21 protein-coding genes and 1 riboswitch are annotated in these 24,227 nt (G+C 43.0%); of the genes, 6 read left to right on the top strand and 15 right to left on the bottom strand.

The features are described 5' to 3' along the window. Positions 1-172 precede the first annotated feature (172 nt). Both QZ998_RS10675 and QZ998_RS10670 read right to left on the bottom strand, forming a co-directional pair. Positions 173-661 (bottom strand): sigma-70 family RNA polymerase sigma factor, encoded by a 489-nt coding sequence (locus QZ998_RS10675; protein ID WP_296560459.1) that lies wholly within the window; start codon positions 659-661, stop codon positions 173-175. A gap of 555 nt (positions 662-1,216) precedes the next feature. After that, positions 1,217-1,423 (bottom strand): hypothetical protein, encoded by a 207-nt coding sequence (locus QZ998_RS10670; protein WP_296560457.1) that lies wholly within the window; start codon positions 1,421-1,423, stop codon positions 1,217-1,219. A 231-nt stretch (positions 1,424-1,654) separates the two neighbouring features. On the opposite strand from QZ998_RS10670, the gene QZ998_RS10665 reads away from it, so the two are divergent. Next, positions 1,655-2,779 (top strand): hypothetical protein, encoded by a 1,125-nt coding sequence (locus QZ998_RS10665; protein WP_296560456.1) that lies wholly within the window; start codon positions 1,655-1,657, stop codon positions 2,777-2,779. A gap of 34 nt (positions 2,780-2,813) precedes the next feature. Here the strand turns inward: QZ998_RS10665 and QZ998_RS10660 are convergent, their stop codons facing one another. The 11 genes from QZ998_RS10660 to QZ998_RS10610 all read right to left on the bottom strand — a co-directional run bounded on the left by QZ998_RS10660 (position 2,814) and on the right by QZ998_RS10610 (position 17,300). Further along, positions 2,814-3,521, bottom strand: a complete 708-nt coding sequence (locus QZ998_RS10660) for a hypothetical protein (protein ID WP_296560454.1) — start codon at positions 3,519-3,521, stop codon at positions 2,814-2,816. Positions 3,522-3,531: 10 nt separating this feature from the next. Next, a complete protein-coding gene (locus tag QZ998_RS10655; protein WP_296560452.1) occupies positions 3,532-6,711 on the bottom strand; it encodes a type I restriction endonuclease subunit R in 3,180 nt (1,059 codons plus the stop codon). 93 nt (positions 6,712-6,804) lie between these two features. Further along, a complete protein-coding gene (locus QZ998_RS10650) occupies positions 6,805-7,374 on the bottom strand; it encodes a restriction endonuclease subunit S (protein WP_296560449.1) in 570 nt (189 codons plus the stop codon). A 41-nt stretch (positions 7,375-7,415) separates the two neighbouring features. Further along, positions 7,416-8,606 (bottom strand): restriction endonuclease subunit S, encoded by a 1,191-nt coding sequence (locus QZ998_RS10645; protein WP_296560447.1) that lies wholly within the window; start codon positions 8,604-8,606, stop codon positions 7,416-7,418. Further along, a complete protein-coding gene (locus QZ998_RS10640) occupies positions 8,596-10,077 on the bottom strand; it encodes a class I SAM-dependent DNA methyltransferase (protein ID WP_296560446.1) in 1,482 nt (493 codons plus the stop codon). Before QZ998_RS10640 ends, QZ998_RS10645 begins: the two co-directional genes overlap by 11 nt. Further along, a complete protein-coding gene (locus QZ998_RS10635) occupies positions 10,078-11,688 on the bottom strand; it encodes a restriction endonuclease subunit S (RefSeq protein WP_296560444.1) in 1,611 nt (536 codons plus the stop codon). Between the two features lie 345 nt (positions 11,689-12,033). Beyond that, positions 12,034-13,401, bottom strand: coding sequence for a 23S rRNA (uracil(1939)-C(5))-methyltransferase RlmD (gene rlmD, locus QZ998_RS10630; protein WP_296560442.1), 1,368 nt, complete (start codon positions 13,399-13,401; stop codon positions 12,034-12,036). Between the two features lie 201 nt (positions 13,402-13,602). After that, complete coding sequence (locus QZ998_RS10625; RefSeq protein ID WP_296560440.1) at positions 13,603-13,977, bottom strand: metal-dependent transcriptional regulator; 375 nt, start codon at positions 13,975-13,977, stop codon at positions 13,603-13,605. Continuing rightward, complete coding sequence (locus tag QZ998_RS10620) at positions 13,958-15,928, bottom strand: YgiQ family radical SAM protein (RefSeq protein WP_296560438.1); 1,971 nt, start codon at positions 15,926-15,928, stop codon at positions 13,958-13,960. The genes QZ998_RS10625 and QZ998_RS10620 overlap by 20 nt, the downstream gene beginning before the upstream one ends. A 144-nt stretch (positions 15,929-16,072) precedes the next feature. After that, positions 16,073-16,834, bottom strand: a complete 762-nt coding sequence (gene cobS, locus QZ998_RS10615; RefSeq protein WP_296560436.1) for an adenosylcobinamide-GDP ribazoletransferase — start codon at positions 16,832-16,834, stop codon at positions 16,073-16,075. A 190-nt stretch (positions 16,835-17,024) separates the two neighbouring features. Then, positions 17,025-17,300: an HPr family phosphocarrier protein gene (locus tag QZ998_RS10610; RefSeq protein ID WP_296560434.1), complete on the bottom strand. Its 276-nt coding sequence runs from the start codon at positions 17,298-17,300 to the stop codon at positions 17,025-17,027. A gap of 186 nt (positions 17,301-17,486) precedes the next feature. Here QZ998_RS10610 and QZ998_RS10605 point away from each other — a divergent pair, with 186 nt between their 5' ends. The 5 genes from QZ998_RS10605 (at position 17,487) to QZ998_RS10585 (ending at position 22,301) form a co-directional block, all read left to right on the top strand. Further along, positions 17,487-17,681 carry a DUF1858 domain-containing protein gene (locus tag QZ998_RS10605; RefSeq protein ID WP_296560461.1) on the top strand — a complete coding sequence of 65 codons (195 nt, stop codon included), beginning with the start codon at positions 17,487-17,489 and terminating at the stop codon, positions 17,679-17,681. Positions 17,682-17,809: 128 nt separating this feature from the next. Then, positions 17,810-17,982, top strand: a riboswitch (Lysine riboswitch). Between the two features lie 85 nt (positions 17,983-18,067). After that, positions 18,068-19,066, top strand: coding sequence for an aspartate-semialdehyde dehydrogenase (locus QZ998_RS10600; protein ID WP_296560428.1), 999 nt, complete (start codon positions 18,068-18,070; stop codon positions 19,064-19,066). A 306-nt stretch (positions 19,067-19,372) separates the two neighbouring features. After that, a complete protein-coding gene (gene dapA, locus QZ998_RS10595; protein ID WP_296560425.1) occupies positions 19,373-20,251 on the top strand; it encodes a 4-hydroxy-tetrahydrodipicolinate synthase in 879 nt (292 codons plus the stop codon). A 9-nt stretch (positions 20,252-20,260) separates the two neighbouring features. Next, complete coding sequence (dapB, locus tag QZ998_RS10590; RefSeq protein ID WP_296560423.1) at positions 20,261-21,016, top strand: 4-hydroxy-tetrahydrodipicolinate reductase; 756 nt, start codon at positions 20,261-20,263, stop codon at positions 21,014-21,016. A 79-nt stretch (positions 21,017-21,095) separates the two neighbouring features. Next, a complete protein-coding gene (locus QZ998_RS10585) occupies positions 21,096-22,301 on the top strand; it encodes an aspartate kinase (RefSeq protein ID WP_296560421.1) in 1,206 nt (401 codons plus the stop codon). A gap of 119 nt (positions 22,302-22,420) precedes the next feature. Here the strand turns inward: QZ998_RS10585 and QZ998_RS10580 are convergent, their stop codons facing one another. Continuing rightward, positions 22,421-22,690 carry a late competence development ComFB family protein gene (locus QZ998_RS10580; protein ID WP_296560420.1) on the bottom strand — a complete coding sequence of 90 codons (270 nt, stop codon included), beginning with the start codon at positions 22,688-22,690 and terminating at the stop codon, positions 22,421-22,423. A 154-nt stretch (positions 22,691-22,844) separates the two neighbouring features. Continuing rightward, the gene (locus QZ998_RS10575; protein WP_296560418.1) at positions 22,845-23,888 is read right to left on the bottom strand and encodes a sensor domain-containing diguanylate cyclase; all 1,044 of its coding nucleotides are present in this window, start codon (positions 23,886-23,888) and stop codon (positions 22,845-22,847) included. Positions 23,889-24,227 lie beyond the last annotated feature (339 nt).

The raw sequence follows: 24,227 nt of genomic DNA, 5'->3' as shown, positions 1-24,227 counted from the left end.
CGTCAGACCAGAAGTTTGCCGCCGGCTTCCTTCAGATTCCCCGTCGCCGGGGACACCCTTGCCTTGAGCTATGCACTTGGCACTACCTACCCGTGCTCGGGACTTTCACCCGTTAGATTGCGCCCATGCCGGGCGCACTGCGAAAATATGGGGGTATTCGAACCCCCCTTTTTTAGATTTTTTTGCGGAGATTGTTAAATATCTTTTTCAGTCTGTTTCGAATCGCTGCTTCACTAACACCTTCTTCGGCTGCGATATCCACATTCGTGCGGCCTTCATAAAACACTTTTTGAATTAAAGCTTTCTGTTGCGGCAGGAGAGTTTCAATCGCTGATCTTAATTTTGCCAATCGATCCTCGTGCTCACCGGCGTCAATTGACTGAATAAAGTTCTCCATCGGGTTGGGTTCCGGGTCAATCAGATAGGGATTGCGGTCGGTGGCGTCTTCATCACTCGCATCCTGGTAAGATTCCAGGTGAACCGGAATATGATAAATTTCTCTGTTATTAGCGTTGAATTCCTGATCATCCCACGCATGAAGCACAGCAATCACAGAAGTGCTCACTCTATCTTCATCTGGCATAATTTCAATTTTTGATCCATCTACTGAATAATACGTGTAGCTAGTCCGACTTTTCTCTGGGGTTTTAAACTTTCTCATAAAGTTCCTTGCCTTTCTGCCTGGTTCTCGCAGAAGGGCAAGGGAAACAAATAAAGCCGGTGCCTTTGAAGTACACCGACCTTTGCCTGAAAAAAAAGCATAAGGAAATAAGGGTACTTCATATTGCACCCGTCACATTGTTGTTGTGACGGACAATATTCGTATCCCATGCCCTTATAGCTAGTCAGGCCTGTGAATATTAATTTTTTTGAGCGTCCGGCGCTCAGATGAGAACTTAATTACTGTGCTCTCATCTCAAAGCCGCATGATTAGAATTTCTTTGATTTTCATCTTCTTCTGGTTAAGAGTCATATTTACTATTCTTGTTGTAATATGATGCTGTCGTTGAAGACTTTTGAATCGATTTGACGACAAGTAAAAAAGATTTCAAACCAAGCAATCTTTTATTGCCTACATTTTTTGCTCCTCTGGTTTGTTTTTAAAATCTGCAGAAAACGATCGATTAAACAAAAAGACGACCTAGATAGCTCTCTAATGTGAGAACTTATCCAGGCCGTCATGCAGCTCTATATATTGATTTTCGTTTCATGGATTTTAAACTGTCTTTGTTATTCTTTCTATCAGAAATTTTTCTTCTGAACGTTCAATGATAGTTACTACATCTTCTCGTTCAATTCTTACTATTCCACCAACAGGAATTGTCATGATTGTTTTATGTTTTTTATACAATATTTCAATCTTTCCTGTTGCTGCATCTGCCAGACAAGCTATACGACTTTTGTAATCACGAATTTCTTTCATTTTCAATACCTTCCTTAATTTATTGTATTTTAATTATAAAACAACATTAGTCATTCGTACATACTGTTTTATCAATGATTCTATTATATATATTTCTATATTTAAATGATTTTTTCCAATTAATATTTATATATTTACACATTAATAATTACTATTAAAATGATTTTCAAATTGATAAATATAATTATGTATGTTATTATTAATGACAATAATAGAATCGAGGTAATTTTGATGGAAAAAAAAGATGCTCAACCTGTCCAAGGTTTAATCACAACAAATACCGGTTTTACTTTTTCAAATCCAAAATGTTTGGTTGATTTTTACATCGATTACGATTGTGAAGAATATTATCAGAAAAAAATTCGAATTACTAAGATTGAAAATGAAGTCATTAAATTTCATTATACAAATTCTATTTATAAAGCAGATGATTCTTCAGAGGAACATGATTTATTAATGGAATTGATTTCGTTACCTGATCAAAACGAAAAAAAGCTGGTGAAATTTATTGAAAGCTACGGTTTTATTTTTAGCATTTCGTCAGAAAAATACAGCATATATTCATGCAATGAAATTTTTGAGATAATAAAAAGAATCAGATATCTAGTAGAAATTATTACGGAGATCAATAAAATAGAACCTTCATACAAAATTTTAACAGATAACCTTGTTTATTTTATACTTATGCCTTCTATTACAATATCTGACCATAGAAAAAACACAAACCAGAATAAACATTTATATCAATCTGCAGAGCATCAAATTCGTAAAGATCTCATTGATATCGGTGTTTTAACATTAGAACCTGAAAATTCTTACGAGTTTGAAAACGCTGAGATTGATCCAGATCTGTTCTATTTTCATGAAAAAAAATTACAGTTTGAAGAAAATTATCAATACTTTGAAACGGTTCCACCACATATAAATCTGCAACTTAAGTTTTTAAAATATGTTTTATCTTTATCCCAAATATATTCTATACATAAAACAGATGGCATATATGTTGAAGAATCACTCAATCCTAAACCTGATGAAAATCAAAAGGAGATAATTCTAAAAACAGCAAAAATGATACTAAAAGAAGAAATTGATTATAATACTCGGAATATTATTCCAAAATACAACATCGAATCTATGTTAGGTTCTTGGGATATCCCTGATCTAATTAACGCTATTTATTTTTCTATTTTTTTTCTGAACCCACGTTTTAGTGTTGTGAAAAAATGTGCAAATCCAACATGCCCTAACTACTTTCAAATTCTAAAATCAAGAAAAAATAAAATTTATTGTAGTACGATTTGTGGTTGGGCAGTCAATCAACGAAAACAACGAATAAAAAATGTACAAAAAAAATGACTATAAATTAGTCATTTTTTGTAGTTATATAAGTTCAATGCCTTGCAGTATAATCAGCCTTTAAAAACAGTTTATACTCATTGATTTTGATCCCGAATTTTCTTAGCATTCGTCCAATCACATTTCGAACCTGATTGGCACTCATGTTTGTCATGACGTATATGTCCGTGCCCTCGACTTTTCTGGGCGATCGGATACCTTTGCCATCCTTACAAAAATATGCAACTTTTCGCCCCTGCATCGTTTTGTCGATGACAAATGATTCAAATTTTGTTTTGTCTTTTTGGGCTAATTCCTGGCAGGTGCTAACAAACACCTCTTTCCAATCTTTAGCATCATGGCGCTTCCCAAAGATCTCAAAAGCAGCCGGTCTTTTATGCGTGTAATCGTCGTATAAGGTATAAGGAATCTTTTGATCAACCCTTAGTGATTCATAATCTGGCAGTTCTTTCGTATCATCTTCGCCGGTTTCTACGCTGATAATTTCATCTTCGATTTCCTCATCCAACTGGAGTTGTTCCGTATAATCTTCCAATTTAATCTGGATTTCATCGACTGTTTGAAGTAATTCCTGTAATGTTGTCAGCTTATTATAATCACGAACATCGACAGCTTTGTTGAAGGCATCTTTAATGCTTTCTACACTGCCACCAATACATTGGCTGAGTAATTCGATGCATTCCTGGATCTCTAATGCATCTTTAGGAAATTCATTTTTTAAAAAAAGAATTAGTTTTTCCATTTCTTCCCCCTTATCGACTTTCATTCCGGCACATCAGCATCGTCTGCTCCATCACAATATCCACTGCTTTTTCGGTCTTATCTGGCGGATATCCGTATTTCTTTAATAACCGTTTTATGGTCATTTTCATCTTTGCCTGGACGCTTTCCCGAATCGCCCAGTCCACACTGATATTCTTTTTGATGGACACGGTCAGATCCCGGGCGATCTGTTTGAGGATGTCTTCACCCATGATCTCCTGAGCTGATTCGTTATCAGCCAGAGCGTCATAGAAGGCCAGCTCATCTTCGGACAGCCCAGTTGCTTCCCCACGTTTGGCGGCGGCGGCGATTTCTTTAGATAACTCAATCAGCTCGATGATGACCTGGGTGGTCTCAATGGTTCGATTCTGGTATTTCCGGATCGATGCTTCCAGCAGTTCTGAGAACTTTTTCGACTGAACCAGGTTTTTCCGGGAGAATGACTTGAGACTCCCTTTGAGTAGCCGATTTAGCAGCTCAACGGCCAGATTTTTCTGTTTCATTCCCCGAACTTCCTCCAGGAATTCATCCGAAAGGATGGCGATATCGGGTTTTCCGAGACCAACAGAATCCAGAATATCAATGACTTCATTGGAGGTGATGGCTTTGGAAATTAATTGATTGAGCTCATTATCCAGCTGGGTGGTGGTCTTCTTTTTGTTATCATCACTGATAAATTTCATCAGACCGGCTTTTACCGCCTTATGAAAACCGACTTCCAAATTCAAACTCTCTGCGATTTCAGTGGTGGCACAAAGGGAGTAAGCTCTGGCCAGTTCAGTCACCAGGCGGATGTAGTCATTTTTCCGTTCTTCCCGGAGGCCAATAATATAGTCCATGGTTTGGGTGATGGCCTGCATTTGGGAACTGGCCTTACCGTTAAAAAATTGGCTGTAATCATGACCATGGAGCAGTTCTTTGATCAGATCATGTTTTTCCAACAGCACCTGTGCCGCCACGTCGGTATCGACACCGGTGGTCTGGCGGTCGCTGTCGGTGTATTGGTGAAGCGCTGCCTTGAGGTTTTCGGCAATGCCGATATAATCAACCACCAGCCCCCCTTGTTTATCCTTAAAGACCCGGTTAACCCGGGCAATCGCCTGCATCAAGTTGTGCCCACTCATCGGTTTGTCAATATACATGGTGTGCATACTAGGCACATCAAAACCGGTCAGCCACATATCCCGGACGATGACCAGCTTAAGTTCGTCATTTTTATCCTTCATTCGTTTAGCCAGGGTTTCTCGAGTAGACTTGGTGCCAACGTGTTTCTGCCAGGCTTGGGGGTCCGACGAGCTGCCGGTCATGACGATTTTTATCTTTCCAGCCATCAGCTCATCACTGTGCCAATCTGGCCGCAACCGAATGATCTCATCATAAAGATCCACGGCAATCCGGCGGCTCATCGAGACAATCATCCCCTTACCGCCACGATCAACCTGAGCAGCTTCTCTTTTCTCAAAATGTTCGACAATGTCGGCGGCAATTTTTTTAACCCGTTGGTTGGCCCCGACGATAGCTTCCAGTCGGGCCCATTTGCTTTTTAACTTTTCTTTCTCAGACAATTCCTGATACTCAGTGATTTCATCATACTCGTTGTCCACCGTGGGCTTCATGGCTTCGGGCAACTCCAGCTTTGCAATCCGGCTTTCATAGAAAATTTTAACCGTGGTACCGTCTTCCACCGCCCGGGTCATATCATAAATATCAATATAATCTCCGAAAACCGCCTTGGTATTTTTATCCGTCAGTTCCACCGGCGTACCGGTAAAGCCGATATAAGAGGCATTGGGCAAACTATCCCGCATATATTTGGCATAGCCGTATTTAATATCTGCTCCGGCTGCTCCCGCAACCACTTCCGCCCCAAAGCCGTATTGACTGCGGTGGGCCTCATCCGCCATGACAATCACATTGCTGCGCTGAGTTAACACTGAATTTACATAACCCGCCCGGACATCTGCCACCTTCAATTCGGGGGTATCTTCTCGGATTGTGTTCATCGCTGGCGCAAACTTATGGATGGTGGTAAAAATAATACCACCACTGGTCCGATTATTCAGCAGTTCCCGTAAATGATCCCGGTCGTTGGCCTGAACTGGGGTGCATCGCAATAAATCCTTTGACTTCAGGAAGGTGCTGTAAAGCTGATCATCCAGATCGTTCCGGTCAGTAATCACCACAATGGTAGGATTCTCCAGCTCCTCATTGATCACCAGTTTACCGGCATAAAAAACCATCGATAGACTTTTGCCGCTGCCTTGGGTATGCCAGATCACCCCGATCCGACGATCCCCGCTTTGGTGCGTGGCCCGTTCGGTGCTGTCAACCGACTTATTGACGGCGTGGTATTGATGATAACCAGCCAGGATTTTGATCAAGTCTTTCCCGTCACTTTGGAACAAAATAAAGTGCGAAATGATATCCAGAAAACGGTCCCGTTGAAACATCCCCTTGATCAGCACTTCCAGCTGGGGAATCGAAACCGGTGCTGTGCCCTCCCCGTCAATAGTCCGCCAGGACATAAAGCGATCTTCATCAGAGGTTAGCGTTCCAGCCTTAGCATTGATGCCATCACTGATGACCATAAAGGCGTTAGTGGTAAACAGGGAGGGAATCACCGCCTTGTAGGTTTGCAGCTGATTGTAGGCATCGCTGATGTCCACGTGTTCAGCAATGGCACTTTTTAGCTCTACAACCACCAGCGGGATGCCGTTGACAAAGACTAGAATATCCGGCCGTTTTTCGACGCTATGCTCAACGATGGTAAACTGATTCACGGCCATCCATTCATTATTCAGCGGTTTTTCCATATCAAAAAGATAGATTTTTTCGGTTTTATAACTGGCATCGGCCTGTTTAACACTGACATCGACGCCATCAGTAATCAACTTTTGAAAGGCTTTGTTATTCATCAACAGGCTGGGACTCTGAGTGATGGTAATCTGCCGGAAGGCTTCCTCAATGGCAGCTTCAGGCATTCCCGGATTGATCCGCCCCAAGGCGTCTCTTAACCGCTCTGCCAGGATCACCTCGCTGTAATCCTCCCGCTCCGGGTATTCCCCTTCTGGGGCAATGTCTGGGCCAAAGACCACCTCATAGCCCAATTCTTCAAACCATTCTAGGGCCGCTTCTTCCAGCTGGGACTCGTAAAAGATATTTTTTGTCACGCATTCAACCTCCTGATAAATTGTGATATTAACAAAATGTGATTTTGTAGGGATATTAGCTCGTTGGTAGATTTGATAACTAGATACTTTCTATTATTTAAATGATAATTTAGCAGCTTTGCTTTTAATATTAGTGCCATCAAGTTCCTCAGACATTAACTTAGGTAGAATTGTATCATGCATAATTGCCAAATTTTTTGATTGTTTGGTGTTTTCCTGAATTGTTTTATACATTGGTGCAACTAATGTTTCAAAAGTGTTTAGCTGCTGGTCATCAGGTATTGATAGTTCCATACCATTCATAATTTGAGTGGTCATACTTGGAACAGCTGACCCATTATTTAGTGAAACAAGATCTTTGCTTCTGACGAAATGAAAAACAAATTTAGCAATATTATTACGTTTCATCTCTGTATAAAACATGATATCACCAGACCAAAAAGGTTCATTAACATATAATACATTGCCGGGTGTTCCCATTCTCGGGATCAGAACAGATTCTTTATTATAAAGTGGTCGATCGACGTATCTCATAATGCCACCTGAACCAAGCACTGGATAATGGCCATCCGCTAACTTCTTATGGTCTTTACCGTATTTCACTGTAATTAAGTCAGATAAAGATCCTTTTTGCCATTCAGGTTTAGCGTTTGTTATGAACATTGAATCATAAATAGCCTGAGCTTGCTGCTCTAAATTAAAATTTATCGTACTATAAGATTTATCTCCGAAACATCTAACTCACCTGACATGAGTTTTGGAAGTAACGTATCTCTTAAACTAGCCAATCTGATGTTTTCCGTATTATTAGAAAAATATAGTTCAAATAGTGACGTTACAGACTCATTAAAAAATCTTAACTGTTCTTCCGATAATAATGGTATTTCTAATGTAACAAAATCTTTTTGATATAAGTGTGGTATAACGCTTCCCTCTGTTCTACTTGCAATAAAATGATTAAAGTAAACTGACTTAAAAAGACAATATATGAATACAGTTGAAACTTCATCAGGTTTTAAATTTCTAACAACAAATATTCCCGATGCAACAGCTGTTGGTTTATCAAGAATATTAACATATCCGATTTTTCCAATTGTTCCGTCCTTTGAAATAAGAATATCCCCTTCTTGTAGCATAATTTCAGGAGATTCTGCATACCTTTCCTCTGAAATATATCCTGCCTTATTCCAATCTATCCCCTTAACAGTTAACGACTCACCATTAATAATTCTAAAACCTGAATCATCAAGGTATTCGTCCTTCTTTAAGCCTTTCCATCCAATTCTCCCCTTAATATAAAGATAATCTCCAAGGCTAACTTTATTACCGGCTTCTAATTCCGGATAAAATACAGAACCAAATATTGTCTGCATTTGGTCTTCTAAATTATCATTTATCTTCCTGTTGAGTTCAATTTTATCATCCAAACTGGAAAGAATGGCAGCAATGTTCTTTTGTTCTAGTAATTGAGGTAGTGAAATTTGTTGATTCTCAAAACTGCTTTTTGTTAAATGACCCATCACACTTCCATGCATAGAAGATAACATTTTTTCTCTAGAGTATAGCAGCCAGTAATATAAAAAAAACTTATTGACCAGTTCAGATGGTTCTAACTTCCATATATGATAATGATAAATTACTTTCTCACCATCCCATATTTTAGGCCCAAATGATGCAGACCACGCAAACAACAAATCCCCATTTTCACAATATTTATCTTCTTCTAATTCTAAATCAGAATAATACCATCTATCACTTGAAAAAAAATTACCTACTCTAAGAACCGCATACTTTCCCACATCATGAAATTCAGTTTTTTTATATGCCCTTCCGTTTATAACGCGGCAAACATCACCAAATCTATAGATTTGGTTAAAATCCACTTTAAAACTCATACCCAATCGCCCCCAATCGCTTTCGGATCTCTTCCTCGAGATGATGAGATTTGGCAAACATTTCCGCCAGTTCTTCGGTGAGTCGGGTCATTTTTTCGTCAAAGGGCTCATCATCTTCTTCAGCTTCTTCAATACCCACATAGCGCCCTGGTGTCAAGATATATTCATGTCCCCGAATTTCATCCAGCTGGGCAGATTTACAAAAGCCCTGGATATCGGCATAGTCATCACTGCCGTCCCGCCAATGGTGGTAGGTATCACAAATCGTCAAAATTTCCTCATCTGAAAGTTGGCGATGCTTGCGGGTGACCATCGTACCCATTTTCCGGGCATCGATAAAGAGAACCCGGTCCTTCCGTTCTTCCCGTTTTTTGGAGATAAACCACAAGCACACTGGAATGGTGACATTATAAAAGAGATTGGGCGGCATGGTAACGATGCAGTCCACAAGTCCGGCTTCCAGAATGTTGCGGCGGATTTCGGCTTCAGCCTTGTAAGCTGTGCTCATCGAACCATTTGCCAGGACAAAACCGGCTACCCCCTTGGGCGAAAGCTTACTGACAATATGTTCAATCCAGGCATAGTTGGCATTATTGGCCGGGGGAATACCGTATTTCCAACGGGCATCTTCCTGAATCAGGGTATAATCACTGACGTTGAAGGGAGGGTTAGCCAGAATATAATCAGCTCTGAGGTTCTTATGCAGATCACTACTAAAGGTGTCGGCATCCCGCTCTCCCAGATCACCGTCAATCCCCCGGATAGCAAGATTCATTTTGCACAATCGCCAGGTGGTGGCGGTGTATTCCTGGCCGTAAACCCGGATATTATCTTTACGACCCTGGTGTTCCTCTACAAACCGGGCCGACTGCACAAACATGCCCCCTGATCCACAACAAGGATCATATACCCGACCTTCAAAAGGTTCAATCATCCCAACCAGCAGCTTGACAATGCTCGGTGGCGTGTAAAACTCCCCTTCGCTGGATCCGAACTTGCCGAGAAAATACTCATAGACCCGGCCGAGAATATCCTGAGTCTTAGCCGCTTTGCTGCCCAGATTAAAGGAAAACAAATCCACCAGTTCCCCCAGTTTGGTCTTATCGAGTTCTGGTCGGGCATAGTTTTTGGGCAGCACTCCTTTGAGGTTTTTGTTCTCCCGTTCAATGGCAATCATCCCATCATCAATGATCTGACCAATGGTGCTGAGTTTGGCACTTTTTTTAATAAATTCCCAACGGGCACTGGGTGGAACAAAAAAGATATTATCTTCAGCGTAGGCATCGCGGTCTTCTTCAAATTCATCGCCGTCGGCCACCAGTTCATTGTACTTTTCTTCAAAACTGTCGGAAATATATTTTAAAAAGATCAGCCCTAACACCACATCCTTATAATCCCCAGGTTGAATATTCCCTCTGAGTTTATCGGCCATTGCCCACAAATTGTTTTCGATTTCCATATTCACTGCCATTTATGATCCTCCTTGTAATTTGTTGTATATTTGCATTTTGCTCTGGTTCCACCGGGTTTCGGCAACCTGAATGGTTTTGGTGTATTGCTGCCGTTCTTGCTCATAAGTTTGGATCAATTGTTGCTGTGTAACTAGATCCAGTAGCGGAATTTCCATTTCCATGATGTCGGCATGGTTAATATTCATAATATTGGTCCCCCGCTGGAAGCTTTTAATAATGGCTAAACCAGTAGGGCTTTCAAAAAAGATCTTGATATATTCACCCAGGACTTTTTTGCCGGTCTCATTTTCTAGAGGTCGGATCACAATAAAATTGGCCGAAGCAATAATGATCCGTTGCTGTTTTGTGAATACGGCTGTTTTAATGGCGGTTCCCCGACAGGCCAGCACCACATCCCCATCTTCCAGCTGGTACCGTCTGATCTTACGTTCATCCTCGTTGATACTATCCATCTCGCTGTAATCAATTTCTCCCTGATTGACATTAGAAATATTAAGGACCCCAATGTTGCCGACCTTGGTATCTTTTTTAAGAATTGATTTCCCCCGAAACACTTCGGCTACTTCTTTTAACTTGATTTTTTCCAGCGGGGAATGCTTAAACTTCTGGATGTTTTCATCGTCTTCTGAAAGGAGCAGCTCGATTCGCCAGTCCTGATGTTTTAAAAAAGCCGACTGGGTAAGGCTCTTCACGTCAGTCGCTTCAAACTTATCCTGATTAAGAGCCAGTGCGCCTACCTCCATTTTTTCGATGGGTCGATTGGAAATCGATAACAAATAAGTCTTGACCGCTGTAGTCGGGCGGAAAGTCCCCTCAGGGAGGATATAAATATTTTGAATGTGATAATGTTTGGTAATGTGATCCCGGAGCTTTTCATAGCCGGATACTGCAAAGGTTATCTTAGCTGGAAGAATGATCTCCAAAACAGCGTCTTTATCTAAATGAGTCAGCATGTTTTCTAAAGCAATCCCATCACTATCCTTTGTCATAAAAGGTATCCCGATTTCATCTGGTTTGTACCCAAAGTTTGGCATTGAGAAAATATAATCAAATTTTGAATCAACCAAACAGTTTGAATAAATCGATTCAAACATGACTTTCACTCTTGCGTATTCTTTAAATACAAATTTCAAGAGAACATTCATCAATTGATGCTGCGTTGTTAAGGTTATGTGCGTATCACTAAACTCATCAACCAATTCCTTCAGCCCTGCCAGATGTTTTTCCGCTTCAGTAATGAGAATTGTTCTCGGTTTAGACTTTTTAATGCGATCTCTGATAAAAGATGTCAAATATTTTGGTGAGACGATCACACCCAATCTGTCATTCTTGAAAATTTCCAAAGTAAAATCGATTATGTCTATTTCTTCAAGTGCGTGGAAGATTTCATAAAAGTCGTCTCTGTCCGCTGGAAAGAAGCCCAATTCTTTTTCTGTTGATGTTTTCATCAGTTGAAACAATTTTTCTTTATCCTGTTTTATGACTATTTGCTGCTCAGTAATTGCTTCACTGGTTATTTTCACACGAAGAATTTCACTCAATAGCTGTTCTCTGGTAGTAATATTTCGTAGATATAACTCATTTAATACCATTTTAATCGTGTTGGTCATCTAAATCCTCCTTTCTGTATATTTGAATTAAATAAATTATACTTCCATTTATTTAGTATGTCAATACTAAATAAATAAACTTATCCGTTTAACCACATCACAAAGACATTTCTGTCCAAACAGAAAAAGCCACCTCATCACAAGGTGGCCTATATTGTATCAAAATCTATATTCATATTTGAAAATCAATGCTGTCTACACAACCTATCCAAAAATAATCCCATCAACTCAACCTGACCATTGATATTTTCTCGATTATCAATATTTAAAGGGATTCTGGAAGATTGGTGATATTCAAAAATCATTAAACCCCGTAATTACCTGTGTTTCAGGTTTTTCAGCAGTTTATTTCTCAACCCGTGACATCAATACTACTGTCTCCACGTGCCCAGTCCCCGGGAATAAATCCACCGGTTGAGCAGCCTTTATCGCATAACCGGCTTCGGTCAGATACTTCAGGTCTCTGGCAAGGGTTGACGGGTTACATGAAACATAGATGACTCGCGCCGTTTCCAATTCGCAAATGGCCGCTAACAGCGATTCTTCGCAGCCTTTTCGAGGCGGATCGAGAATAATCAGGTCGGGTTTATGGCCTTGATCTTTGATGATCTTCAGCATTTCATCTTCGGCTTGGCCTAAATGGAAGCTGGCGTTTTCAATCTGATTGAGGCCGGCATTTTCGCGGGCATCGAGAATGGCATCACCGACACTTTCAATCCCGATCACCTGTTTGGCCTGGGCAGCCAGATAAAGACCGATAGTGCCGGTGCCGCAATACAAATCAAAAACCGTTTCGGTTCCCTTTAAATCGGCAAAAGCTTTGATGGTATCATAGAGCTTGACGGTTTGCTTCGAATTGACCTGGAAAAAAGAGTTGGGTGAGATCGAAAAACTCAGCTCGCCAATCTGTTCAACTAAGCGGGCAGCGCCATGAACACAGAGACTTTTTCGACCCAGGATGACATTGCCTTTTTCGCTGTTGATATTAACGTAGATGCTTTTGACATTGGGAATCCCTGCCAAAATACCTTCGACAATGGCCTGACGCTGGCTTAAATCCTTACCGTTAATGATCAGGGTGATCATATTCTCGCCCTGCAGGTTAGTCCGCTGGAGGACGCCCCGAATATAGCCCTTATGGGTGCGTTCATCATAAATACTTAAATTGAGATCCTTGATCAGGGCGTTAACGGTTTTAATCGCGTCTGCTGCTGATTCCGGTTGGTTCAGGCAATCCGCGATGTGCACCAGGTTGTGGGATTTTTTGGCATAGAAGCCCATCCCCTTGTTATCGACTTTAAACTGTGCCTTATTGCGGTAGCGCCTGGGATCAGCCATCCCCAATATTGGGGCGACTTCAAGTTCCTTTAGTCCGCCAATCCGCTCGAGTGCATCCTTGACCATTTTTGACTTAGCCCGTAACTGTCCCTGATAACTCATATGGAGAACCTGACAACCGCCACACTGCTCAAAATAGGGGCATTCTGGCGTAACCCGTTCCGGCGAAGATTCGATAATCGACAGCAATTTTCCTTGCGCATAGGTTTTCTTGACATTTTTAATTTCAACTTCTGCCACGTCACCGGGCAGGCCGCCTTCAACAAAGACAATCATGTTGTCAAGCCGACCCACCCCTTCACCGCTATGGGTAATGTCCACTATTTCGATGGTATACTGCTGGCCAACTATAATCTGCTTGTTTGTTTCGTTCATACTTACTTCCTTAATTTTCTTATTTTGTGATTGTTTATTTTATCTTCATAAAGATTCGCAGCAAAATATAACCCAGTACCGACAATGACCAAGGGGTCAGACCCTACGCATCGGGGCGGACACGGCCTATGCCTGTCCGATCCCGCAGCGAACAAGAGATTAACAATTGATCGGTACGGCTCTTTGCCGCAATCTTATTTTTTACTGATTGAGATAGTTTTTCATTTTTTCAAAGGTTTCTTCTGAGATGACATGCTCAATGCTACAGGCATCTTTTTCGGCAACAGGCAAAGACACATCCAGGGCTTTTACCAGATACTCGGTAATTAGCCGGTGTTTTTCATAGACCTTGACCGCCCGGTTTTTTCCGGTTTCGGTCAGGTAAATCTGTCCATAGCGTTCATGCTCCACATAACCCAACTCTTTGAGTTTGCGGACAGCGTCATTGGCACTGGCCTTGCTGACACTTAATTCTAAGGCGATGTCGGTAATCCGCACGCCCTTACCGTGCTTTTCACTCTCTAGATAAATGGTTTCGATATAATCCTCAATGGATTCAGTTAACTTTTTTTCCATTTCTACCTCTACTTTTATCTTTTTGATTTATTTTTGACTGTTTTGATGGGGATGACTGGGATGAACGCGATTTTTTTTCGGTGGATCTCTGACGGTCTGAACTCTTTACCTTCTCCGGTATCAATGCCTTTTTCCCGGAACCGATGAGATCCTCGCGATAGGCTTTGGTTAGTGCCTCATGAACCAGTAGATAATTCTCGCGCTTTTGATAGTGAACCAGCGCCCGTTGCATGTTTTTTTCGCGTCCCCGTGGTACATAGACGGCTTCCATCGTCAGCGGATTGATCCCGGTGTAATACATGGCGGTGGCCACTGAACCGGGGGTTGGATAAAAATCCTGCACCTGTTCCGGGAAAAAGCCGATATCGCGGATATACTCGGCCAGTTTGACGGCATCTTGAAGACTACAACCGGGATGTCCGGTAATAAAATAGGGTAAGACAAACTGGTTTTTGCCAAGCTGCCCATCAATCTGTTTAAAATGTCGGGCAAAATTTTCATAAACCTTAAAGGCTGGTTTACCCATGTAAGCCAACACCGTATCCGAAACATGTTCGGGAGCGACCCGTAGCTGTCCGCTGATATGGTGGTCGACCAGTTCCCGGAAAAAGGCCTTATCCTTATCCAGCACCAGATAATCATAGCGGATTCCTGAGCGGATAAAAACCTTCTTAATTCCCGGCAATTTGCGAACCGCCCGAAGCGTTTCTAAATAGGGTTTGTGGCTGGAGTCAATGTTTTGACAGGGCTCTGGTGCCAGACATTCGCGATTGCTGCAATAGCCTCGGCTTTCTTGCTTTTTGCAGGCCAGATGTGAAAAATTGGCTGTCGGTCCGCCGATATCATGGATATAGCCTTTAAAATCAGGATCTTTAGTCATCCGGACGGCTTCCCGGACAATCGAATCACGGCTACGCATTTGTACGTATTTGCCCTGATGAATGGCCAGGGCACAAAAAGTGCAATTGCCATAACAGCCCCGGTTAGCGGTAATGCTAAACTTGACTTCAGTCAGCCCCGGTACCCCCCCAACCGCGTCATAGGCGGGATGCCACTGATAGGTAAAAGGCAGGTCATAAAGGGCATCAAAGGCTTGCTGGCTTAAGGGCAGCTGCGGCGGATTCTGACACAGGGTGCGATTGCCGGTCGGCTGATAATAAGTTTTGGGGTCATGGGCATTGTTACTCTGATAAATCAGCGCCGTCGCCTTGGCGTAAGCCAAGGAATCGGCCATCACGACTTCAGTGGCTGGCAAAAGAACCCCATCCAGCTCATCAACTTCCTTACCAATCACCGCGGTTCCTTTAATATGGGTCAGCTGATCGACCGGAATCCCGGCGTCCAGGCCTTGGGCAATTTCAAGCATCGCCAGTTCGCCCATCCCATAAACCAGTAGGTCCGCCCGGGAATCAAACAGAATTGGCCGTCTGACCTTTTCCTGCCAGTAATCATAATGGGCAAAGCGTCGCAAACTGGCTTCGATCCCACCGATGATCAGCGGGATATCGCCAAAGCATTCTCTTATTTTCCCACAATAAACGATCGTCGCCCGGTCTGGTCGCAAACCAGCCTTGCCCCCAGGGGCGTAGACATCCTCGTGACGGCGTTTTTTATTGACTGTAAAATGGTTGACCATTGAATCGAGGTTGCCGGCGGTCACTAAAAAACCCAGTCGCGGGACGCCCAGCTTTTTAAAATCAGCGTTTTCCTGCCAATTAGGCTGGGCGATGATGCCCACTGAAAAGCCTTTGGATTGGAGTAGCCGGCCGATAATGGCCGCCCCAAAAGAGGGATGATCGACGTAGGCATCACCAGTAACGAGAATAAAATCACACTGGTCAATACCCTGGGCGGTCATCTCATTTTTTGACATCGGCAGAAAATCCGTGTTTTCTTGGCGGGGTTTCACGAAACAGGTTTTTTGCCGGTGATCCTTGCTTGATTTCTTCATTCATACCCTTTCTTAATAATTTTTCACATGATATGATCATAATTATAAAATGATTTCGCATAAGTAAAGCAGCTGTGTTTTTACCAGCGTGTCTTTTGACTGCTAAATCACGCTGAATAAAAGCCTGACATGATTATTTATTTCCTAAAAAAGCTTAAGCTCGAGCGGAAAGTTAATCAGCATGACACTGTAGACGACCAGAAAAAAGGTCTGGTTGAGCTCAATCGTCATACCAATGGTGTCGCCGGTCATCCCGCCGATCTTAGCCTGGAGATTTTTCATCAGCAGCAGCGCTGGTAATAAACAGATTAGTACCGTCAGTAAACCCGGCAAGCCCAAAATCAGCGTTGCATAAGCCAGAATTAAGACCAGATAAATCACAAAATGGTGCAGCCCGGTCATTTCGACAAAGCGTTTACCCAAACCACCGCCGCCAGGGGCGTAGGTCGAAAAACAGGTCGACATTATCGCGGCCACCCGACCAAAGACCGGCATGATCAGAATCGCGGTGGCATGTTCGGGCAAAATAATGGTATAGGCCATCCAATTGGTCATAATCAGTAAGATCAGCCCGATCGCGCCAAAGGCTCCCAGGCGGCTGTCTTTCATGATTTCCATCATCTTCTCGCGGTCTCTAGCCGAGAAGAGGGCGTCGGTGGTATCGGCAAAGCCGTCCAGGTGGAGGCCACCGGTGAGCCAGATATAGGCGATTACCAAAAGCAGCGCCTGGAGCTGAATAAAGTGGATCAAGGAAAATAAGTTGGCCGCTCCAAATAGGATTAGGCCAATAAAAACCCCCACCAGGGGGATTAAAATCATCGCGTCATAAAACTCCTCGGCACTGACATCTTTGAGTTTGATCGGTATCCGGGTAAAAAAAGAAATGGCTATTAAAATTTTTCGCATGCTGTTCTCCAATGATTGATCGTCATCAGGCCATTGTAAAAATGTTTGCGCATCGCTGCTAATTTCACAAGTGCCAAATAAATTTTACTCAGGCAAAACCCCGAAAAAAGAAAAGCATGAATTTGCATTCATACTTTATGCGGGTCTTGTTTTCTGAATTTTCGTTTTTATGAATGTCATTATCTTAAACTTAAACTTCATCGACAAAATTAAAACGATCTTCAATCAGTTGTTTTAATTGTTCAACCGCTTTTTTTTCGTCTTCACCAGTTGCTTCGATTTGTATTTCATCGCCTTTTTGAACGGCTAAAATCATCACACCCATAATGCTTTTGGCATTAACCCGGGTTGTTTCTTTTTTAATATAGATTTCGCTTTTAAAATCATTGGCTTTTTGCACAAAAAGAGATGCTGGTTTTGCATGAAGCCCGGCTTTGTTCGTTACAAATACTTTTTCAACTATCACTATAATCCACCCCTTTACTATAAAATTCCCCTATGCTACTATTATAACCTCACCCCGTCATTTTAGCAAGGGTCGCACTTTTATTTCTTTTCGCTTGTAAAATCTTTTTTTAAGTTTTATAATGTATGATATGTAAAATGAGATTAACACTTTGCGGAGGTGAAAAAAATGAAAGTTACTAAAGATATGGGCATCCTGGATGCTGTTAACGCATATCCGGATTCTGTCAACGTATTCCAGGCTTATGGGATGCACTGTTTTGGTTGTATGGCGGCACGTTTTGAAACAATTGAAGACGGCGCATTGGCACACGGTATTGATGTAGACGTACTGATTAAGTCAATCAATGACGCCTTAGACGCAGTTGATATGACAAAATAATTAAGTCAGCATTTAGCAATGTATTTTAAAAAATACGTTGCTTTTTTTTAATTTTTAATTTTATTACGCTTTTTATGAATCGCCCCTTGAAATCACGGGATATAATTGTTACAATGGAGAGAATCAAATACTTCGATAGAGGTGCGGACTTTAAGATTAGCGGCGAAGACCATGGCATATGGGATGACGCGTTGTGAAAGGAAAGCTCGCCGAAGGATCATGAATTGCCCCCATGTTCCTGGGCTTACTGTTAAGAGCAGTAAGACTGTCATCATTTTTATGATGGAGTGCTATCTAAAACCCACAGAAAACACATTTGCGTGTTTCTTTGAATTTTAGCCGGTACCCGTTACTGGCTTTTTTCATATCAAATTTTAGGAGGTCTTATGAAATCTTATAACGTTGCAGTTGTTGGTGCCACTGGGATGGTTGGACAAAAAATGCTCCAGGTGCTGGCTGAACTTAAATTTCCCGTAAAAAACCTTTACCCGATGGCTTCCAAACGGTCTGTCGGTAAAGAAATTATTTTCAACGATAAAAGTTATCTGGTTGAAGAGCTTTGTGACGAAGCCTTTGATCAGGACATTGATATCGCCCTATTCTCGGCCGGTGGTGACACCAGTGAGCGGTTCTCCCCGGTGGCTGCCGCTAAAGGCGTGATTGTGATTGATAACAGCAGCGCCTTCCGGATGGATCCCTTGGTTCCCCTGGTTGTTCCTGAAGTGAACCCGGAAGATCTGGACTGGCATAAAAATATCATTGCCAACCCCAACTGCTCGACCATCCAGGCGGTTGTCGCTTTAAAACCGCTGTATGATGCTTTCGGAATTGAGCGGATTGTCTATTCAACCTACCAGGCCGTTTCCGGCTCCGGCGTTAACGGTTATGCTGATCTCGAAAGAGGGATCAAGGGCGAGGCCAATTCCTTTTACCCCCACCCGATTGCCTATAATGTTTTACCTCACATTGATGTATTTCTGGACAATGGCTATACCAAAGAAGAAATGAAGATGATCAACGAAACCCAGAAGATTCTCCATGACGACAGCCTGCGGATCACCGCCACCACCGTCCGGGTGCCGGTTTACTACAGCCACAGCGAAAGTGTCAATGTTGAGCTGAAAAAGCCCTTTGAGCTTTCGGCCATCCGCCAGCTTTATAGCACCGCCCTGGGGATTGTTCTCCAGGATGATCCCGGAAACAATGTCTACCCGCTGGCGCGGACAGCTGAAAACACTGACGCCGTTTATGTCGGCCGGCTGCGCCGCGATTACAGCATCGAAAATGGCCTAAACCTCTGGGTCGTTGCCGACAACATCCGCAAAGGCGCCGCCTCTAATGCCGTCCAGATTGCCTTCGAGCTGATTAACCGCGGCTTGATTTAGGCCACTAAATTAAGTATCAATGACTTTAATGAAAATTATTGAAAGCACTAACCCAGTACTGACAATTGTTACATCATGTTGTGACCTAGGGGTCAGTCCCTACGCATCGGAGCGGACACGGCGTAACCTGTCCGATTTTCGCGAAGGCAACGAGCCAATCATAAGCTTGCTTATAGTTGGCGACTGCCCGCGACCAATGCGAAAGGAGCGTAGCGAATTTCGCATGGCGCAGCGAACAACAGATTAACAATTGATCGGCACGGTATCTCAAACAAACCAAAAAACCAAAATCAAAGGAGATTGAAAATGAGTATTTTTACAGGAAGTTGTGTCGCACTGGTTACCCCGTTTAAAGATGGGAAAGTTGATTTTGAACGTTTTCACAAACTGATTGACTGGCAGATTGAACAAAAAACCGATGCCATTCTAATTGCCGGCACTACCGGTGAAACCTCAACCCTGACCGATGATGAGCATTTAGAACTGCTGCGCGATGCCGGCAAGTACATTAACGGTCGGGTACCCTTTGTGGCCGGAACCGGTAGTAATGATACCGCCTACTCAATTATGCTGTCTAAAGAAGCCGAGCAGGCTGGCGCCGATGCCGCCCTGATCATTAACCCCTATTACAACAAGTCGACCCAACGCGGAATCATCGCCCATATTTCGGCGATTGCCAATGCCATTACCATTCCGGTAATTATTTACAATGTGCCCAGCCGTACCGGCCTGAACATTGAGGTCTCAACCATTAAAGAACTGAGCAAAATCGCCAATGTCGCGGCCGTTAAAGAAGCCAGTGGCGATATCAGCCAGGTTACCGAAATCGCCCGAGTCTGCGGCGATGATATTGATATTTACAGCGGCAACGACGACCATTTGCTGCCGATCCTGTCCGTTGGCGGCAAGGGCGTGATCTCAGTCTCGGCCAATATTATTCCTGCCGAGATGCACGAGCTGGTGGCCAGCTTTATGGCCGGCGATCTAAAAAGAGCCCGCGAGCTGCAATTTAGCACCAACCTGGTTAACCGGGCGATGTTTTATGAAACCAACCCGATTCCGATAAAAACGGCGATGGCTCTGATGGGGCTAGATTCTGGCGAAATGCGACTGCCGCTAATCGAAATGGAAGAATCAAACAAAGCAAAACTGATTGCCGATTTAAAAACCTACGGCTTATTATAGGAGGCTGCCATGATTAATATTTTACTCAGCGGCGTCTCCGGAGCGATGGGCGGCACCCTGCAGCAGATTATCGCCGCCAATCCCGACACCCAGGTGGTCGCCGGCTTTGATCAACAGACCAATACCAGCCTGCCCTTTCCGGTTTACACCGATCTGGCAGCTTGCACCGAAGCGGTCGATGTGATCATCGATTTTTCGCACTTTGCCGCCTTCCCGGCGATTTTCGGCTTTGCTAAAAGCAACAAAATCCCAATTGTGATCGCCACCACCGGCCTGTCTGCCGATGATCTGGCCGCCATTAAAGCCGGCTCGCAAGAATTTCCGGTTTTTAAAACCGCCAACCTGTCTTTGGGGATCAATCTGATTGCCAAGATGCTCACTGAAATGGTCGCCAAGCTCGAAAGCGGCTTTGACATTGAAATCATTGAAAAGCACCACAACAAAAAAATTGACGCCCCCAGCGGCACCGCCTTACTCTTAGCCGACGCCATCAACGCAGGCCTTGAAAGCAAAAAAGACTATTGCTTTGGCCGCTATGGCCGCGATGCCAAACGCACCGAAAACGAACTCGGCATCCACGCCATCCGCGGCGGCACCATCCCCGGCGAACATTCGGTAATCTTCGCCGGCAACGACGAGATCATCGAGGTCAACCACATGGCGCTTTCCAAAAAAGTCTTCGCCGAAGGCGCCGTCAAAGCCGCCCAATACCTGGTCGGAAAGGCGCCCGGCCTCTACGACATGGCCATGGTCGTCAACGACTAACCCCCCCATCATTCCAGATAAGAAAGGATCATATAACAGTCGATTAATCATAACTGCTACTGATTTAGAGGTTAATCCCATGCACATAGTTGTTCAGAAATACGGTGGCACCTCGGTTGGTTCCACCGAACGGATTTTAAATGTTGCCAAGCGCATCATCGCCAAGAAAAATAGCGGTCACCAGATTGTCGTGGTCGTTTCGGCGATGGGCAAAACCACTGATGAGCTAGTCAAGCTGGCCTATGCCATCAATCCCGCCCCATCCAAACGGGAACTCGATCGGCTGCTATCAACCGGCGAGCAGATTTCCATTTCGCTGCTGTCGATGGCGCTGCAATCACTCGGCTACGATGCCATTTCTTTTACCGGCCCCCAGGTCGGTATCCGCACCAGTGGCCGTCATACCAAATCGCGGATTGCCGGCATTGATACCACTAAAATTTTGGAATCATTAAACGCCGAAAAAATTATCATCATAGCTGGCTTTCAGGGCGTCAACGAAAATGATGACGTCACCACCCTGGGTCGCGGCGGCTCTGACACCAGTGCTGTTGCGTTGGCCTGTGTTCTCGATGCCCCCTGCGAAATCTACACCGATGTTGAAGGCATTTACGGGGTTGATCCCCGACTTTATTCCAAAGCCAAGAAGCTTGACGCCGTCTCTTATGAAGAAATGTTAGAAATGGCTAGCCTCGGCGCCGGCGTCATGCATCCCCGGGCAATTGAGCTGGCCAGTAAATATGAGACCCCCATCTGGGTAGCATCCAGCGAATTTGAGCTTCCGGGAACGATCATAAAAAAAGGAGAAAAAAGCATGGAAGGACAATCCATCACCGGCGTGGCGATTGACAATGATGAAATCATGATTACCATTCGTGATATTCCCTTTGACACGAATATCACCTCGCAATTTTTTAGTCAATTTGCCACCAAAAGTATTAACATCGACATGATCAGCCAGAGTGCTCCGATTGATGGTCTGATAAATATTTCATTTACCGCACCAGCTGCCGATCTTCATGATGCGAAAAAGATTCTGACTACTTTTCATGAAAAACATCCCGGGATCGGGGTCATCATTGATGAAAATATTTCAAAACTGTCGGTTGTCGGCATTGGTATGCGCAGCCAGTCCGGGGTCGCAGCCAAATTTTTTCAGCTATTAGCCGACAACAACATTCAGATGCTGATGATTACCACCTCAGAAATCCGCATCAGTTGTATCATTCCCTCAGTTGATAAGGATATCGCGGTCACCGCCACTGCCGAAGCCTTTGAATTATAAGATTCACGATAAGAATCATCAGCAATTCATCCGTACAATCCCCAATTACAGGTAAAAATAAGTCCGCAAGCCAAACCGAAAGTTTGGATTGCGGACTTATTTAATGAAAAAGCTTTTTCTTATTCTTTAGCATGACGAGGGTTTTTCGAGACAATATCAATGGCTCGGGTCAGTTCACTAGTCAGATCGGCCTTATGCTGAGTCGTCATTTCATCAATTTTTGAAAACAGCAGCCCTTCATGGGTTACAAAGTAAGCTGGTTTTAGCTTATTGAGCGCAATGGCCTTAATATCTTCGATGCACATTTCGCAGCGGCATAGATCCGGATACTGTTCGAGCATATGCGGTAAAAATGAATCAACCGCATCCTCCATATAATTTTTTAACATCTCTTCTCCTCCAAAGTTTATCGATATCGTTGTTTTATTGTGATTTAGTTAAACGGATACTTCTACTCCCTAGTATACTATTAAAACAACTCTATTTCAACCGTTTTCAGTTCGAAATTTGATATTTGCTTTTCAGTCGCAAATCAAAAAAATTTCAGATCAGACAAACCTGGTTTTTGCCATTTTTCTTGGCCTGGTATAAGGCCTGGTCGGCGCGATATATGATGCTGTAGACCGTCGCATCATCACTAAAAACAGTGACCCCTAAACTGATGGTGATGTGCTGGTGTTCGAGAAATTGTTTCTGACAGACCCCTTTTCTGATTTTTTCAGCCAGTTTCATTGCCCCCGAAGCATCGGTATCCCGGAGAATGATCATAAATTCCTCGCCACCCCAACGGCCGATCAGATCAGCAGACCGGATCATCGCTTTAAAAAGCTTGGCCAGTTCAAACAATACCAGATCGCCAGCCAAATGTCCAAAACAATCATTGATCTGTTTAAAGTCGTCAATATCGATCATGATCAAGGCAAAGGTTGCGGCTCTTGTTTTAGCACGAGACAATTCATGCTCGAGCGTATCATCGAGTTTGACCCGATTATAGAGGTTGGTCAGTTTATCGGTTTCTGCAAGTTCAATGATTTTTTTGCGAATTTTCACTTTATCGGTAATATCGCGGCTAATCGCCAGCAGTTCCCGAAAGTTATTGTGTTCATCATAAATGCCCGATAAGACGGTATCGGTATAAATACTTACACCATCCTTACGAACCTGGCGTTGCTCAAAATTGAGATGATCAAAGCGCTGACCCTTTTCAACCATGGCTTTAATCCGCATCCTCTGACGATCCATCTCTTTTTGTACCCCCGGCAGAAAATAGCCGATTTCACGATAATGGTTTTTAACTTCATCCGGCGTATAGCCAGTCATTTTTTCAACCGATGGACTGATATAGGTAAAATTACCGGACAAATCCACCGTTGCAATAATGTCGCTGGCATTTTCAGTCATCAGACGATGACGCGCTTCACTGTCTCTGGTCATCTTTTCCCACAGTTTGATACTTCGCAGGCTCTCTTTCAGTTCTAAAAAGTCAGCATCACCCTCAGCGATCTCAGGGATGTCATGGTCTTGTACTTTATTATTTAAAATTGCATTAACATAGTTAATCATCGCTCTAGCATCATTACTTAACATGGTTTATATGACCTTCCCCTCACTTAGCTGTTTTTTGATAATTCGAAGTATTATATCATAAAAAATATCATAAAAATCTTAATGTTCTATTCTTCTCCATACTTAGTTTTATCGGCTATCGAGTCAAACAGCTTAGCCATTTTCGCATTAAATTGAAATTAGTTTTAAATCGAATTTAATTGTAAATCGAAATTAGTTTAACAGCATTTATTTTTTTAATCGATCCAATTATGCGTTATTTTCTTTACTTTAGTGGCTTCACTCGTTAGAATTAATGTAACCATTAAAGATCCTTTGTCTCATTAAGCCAGATTTTCTTAAGAAATGAGCCCGATGATC

This window comes from uncultured Acetobacterium sp. (assembly GCF_927416815.1).
In the GTDB taxonomy this organism is placed as follows: Bacteria; Bacillota; Clostridia; order Eubacteriales; family Eubacteriaceae; genus Acetobacterium.
This window is presented reverse-complemented; position numbering and strand designations above follow the sequence as displayed.

What these genes read in the sequence shown, in the direction of transcription:
- QZ998_RS10660 (WP_296560454.1), bottom strand. Translation starts at nt 3,521, where the DNA reads ATGGAAAAACTAATTCTTTTTTTAAAAAATGAATTTCCTAAAGATGCA.
- QZ998_RS10625 (WP_296560440.1), bottom strand. Translation starts at nt 13,977, where the DNA reads ATGGAAAAAAAGTTAACTGAATCCATTGAGGATTATATCGAAACCATT.
- QZ998_RS10645 (WP_296560447.1), bottom strand. Translation starts at nt 8,606, where the DNA reads ATGAGTTTTAAAGTGGATTTTAACCAAATCTATAGATTTGGTGATGTT.
- QZ998_RS10675 (WP_296560459.1), bottom strand. Translation starts at nt 661, where the DNA reads ATGAGAAAGTTTAAAACCCCAGAGAAAAGTCGGACTAGCTACACGTAT.
- QZ998_RS10650 (WP_296560449.1), bottom strand. Translation starts at nt 7,374, where the DNA reads ATGTTCATAACAAACGCTAAACCTGAATGGCAAAAAGGATCTTTATCT.
- QZ998_RS10640 (WP_296560446.1), bottom strand. Translation starts at nt 10,077, where the DNA reads ATGGCAGTGAATATGGAAATCGAAAACAATTTGTGGGCAATGGCCGAT.
- QZ998_RS10600 (WP_296560428.1), top strand. Translation starts at nt 18,068, where the DNA reads ATGAAATCTTATAACGTTGCAGTTGTTGGTGCCACTGGGATGGTTGGA.
- QZ998_RS10665 (WP_296560456.1), top strand. Translation starts at nt 1,655, where the DNA reads ATGGAAAAAAAAGATGCTCAACCTGTCCAAGGTTTAATCACAACAAAT.
- cobS (WP_296560436.1), bottom strand. Translation starts at nt 16,834, where the DNA reads ATGCGAAAAATTTTAATAGCCATTTCTTTTTTTACCCGGATACCGATC.
- dapB (WP_296560423.1), top strand. Translation starts at nt 20,261, where the DNA reads ATGATTAATATTTTACTCAGCGGCGTCTCCGGAGCGATGGGCGGCACC.
- QZ998_RS10605 (WP_296560461.1), top strand. Translation starts at nt 17,487, where the DNA reads ATGGGCATCCTGGATGCTGTTAACGCATATCCGGATTCTGTCAACGTA.
- QZ998_RS10580 (WP_296560420.1), bottom strand. Translation starts at nt 22,690, where the DNA reads ATGTTAAAAAATTATATGGAGGATGCGGTTGATTCATTTTTACCGCAT.
- QZ998_RS10635 (WP_296560444.1), bottom strand. Translation starts at nt 11,688, where the DNA reads ATGACCAACACGATTAAAATGGTATTAAATGAGTTATATCTACGAAAT.
- QZ998_RS10585 (WP_296560421.1), top strand. Translation starts at nt 21,096, where the DNA reads ATGCACATAGTTGTTCAGAAATACGGTGGCACCTCGGTTGGTTCCACC.
- QZ998_RS10620 (WP_296560438.1), bottom strand. Translation starts at nt 15,928, where the DNA reads ATGAAGAAATCAAGCAAGGATCACCGGCAAAAAACCTGTTTCGTGAAA.
- dapA (WP_296560425.1), top strand. Translation starts at nt 19,373, where the DNA reads ATGAGTATTTTTACAGGAAGTTGTGTCGCACTGGTTACCCCGTTTAAA.
- QZ998_RS10575 (WP_296560418.1), bottom strand. Translation starts at nt 23,888, where the DNA reads ATGTTAAGTAATGATGCTAGAGCGATGATTAACTATGTTAATGCAATT.
- rlmD (WP_296560442.1), bottom strand. Translation starts at nt 13,401, where the DNA reads ATGAACGAAACAAACAAGCAGATTATAGTTGGCCAGCAGTATACCATC.
- QZ998_RS10670 (WP_296560457.1), bottom strand. Translation starts at nt 1,423, where the DNA reads ATGAAAGAAATTCGTGATTACAAAAGTCGTATAGCTTGTCTGGCAGAT.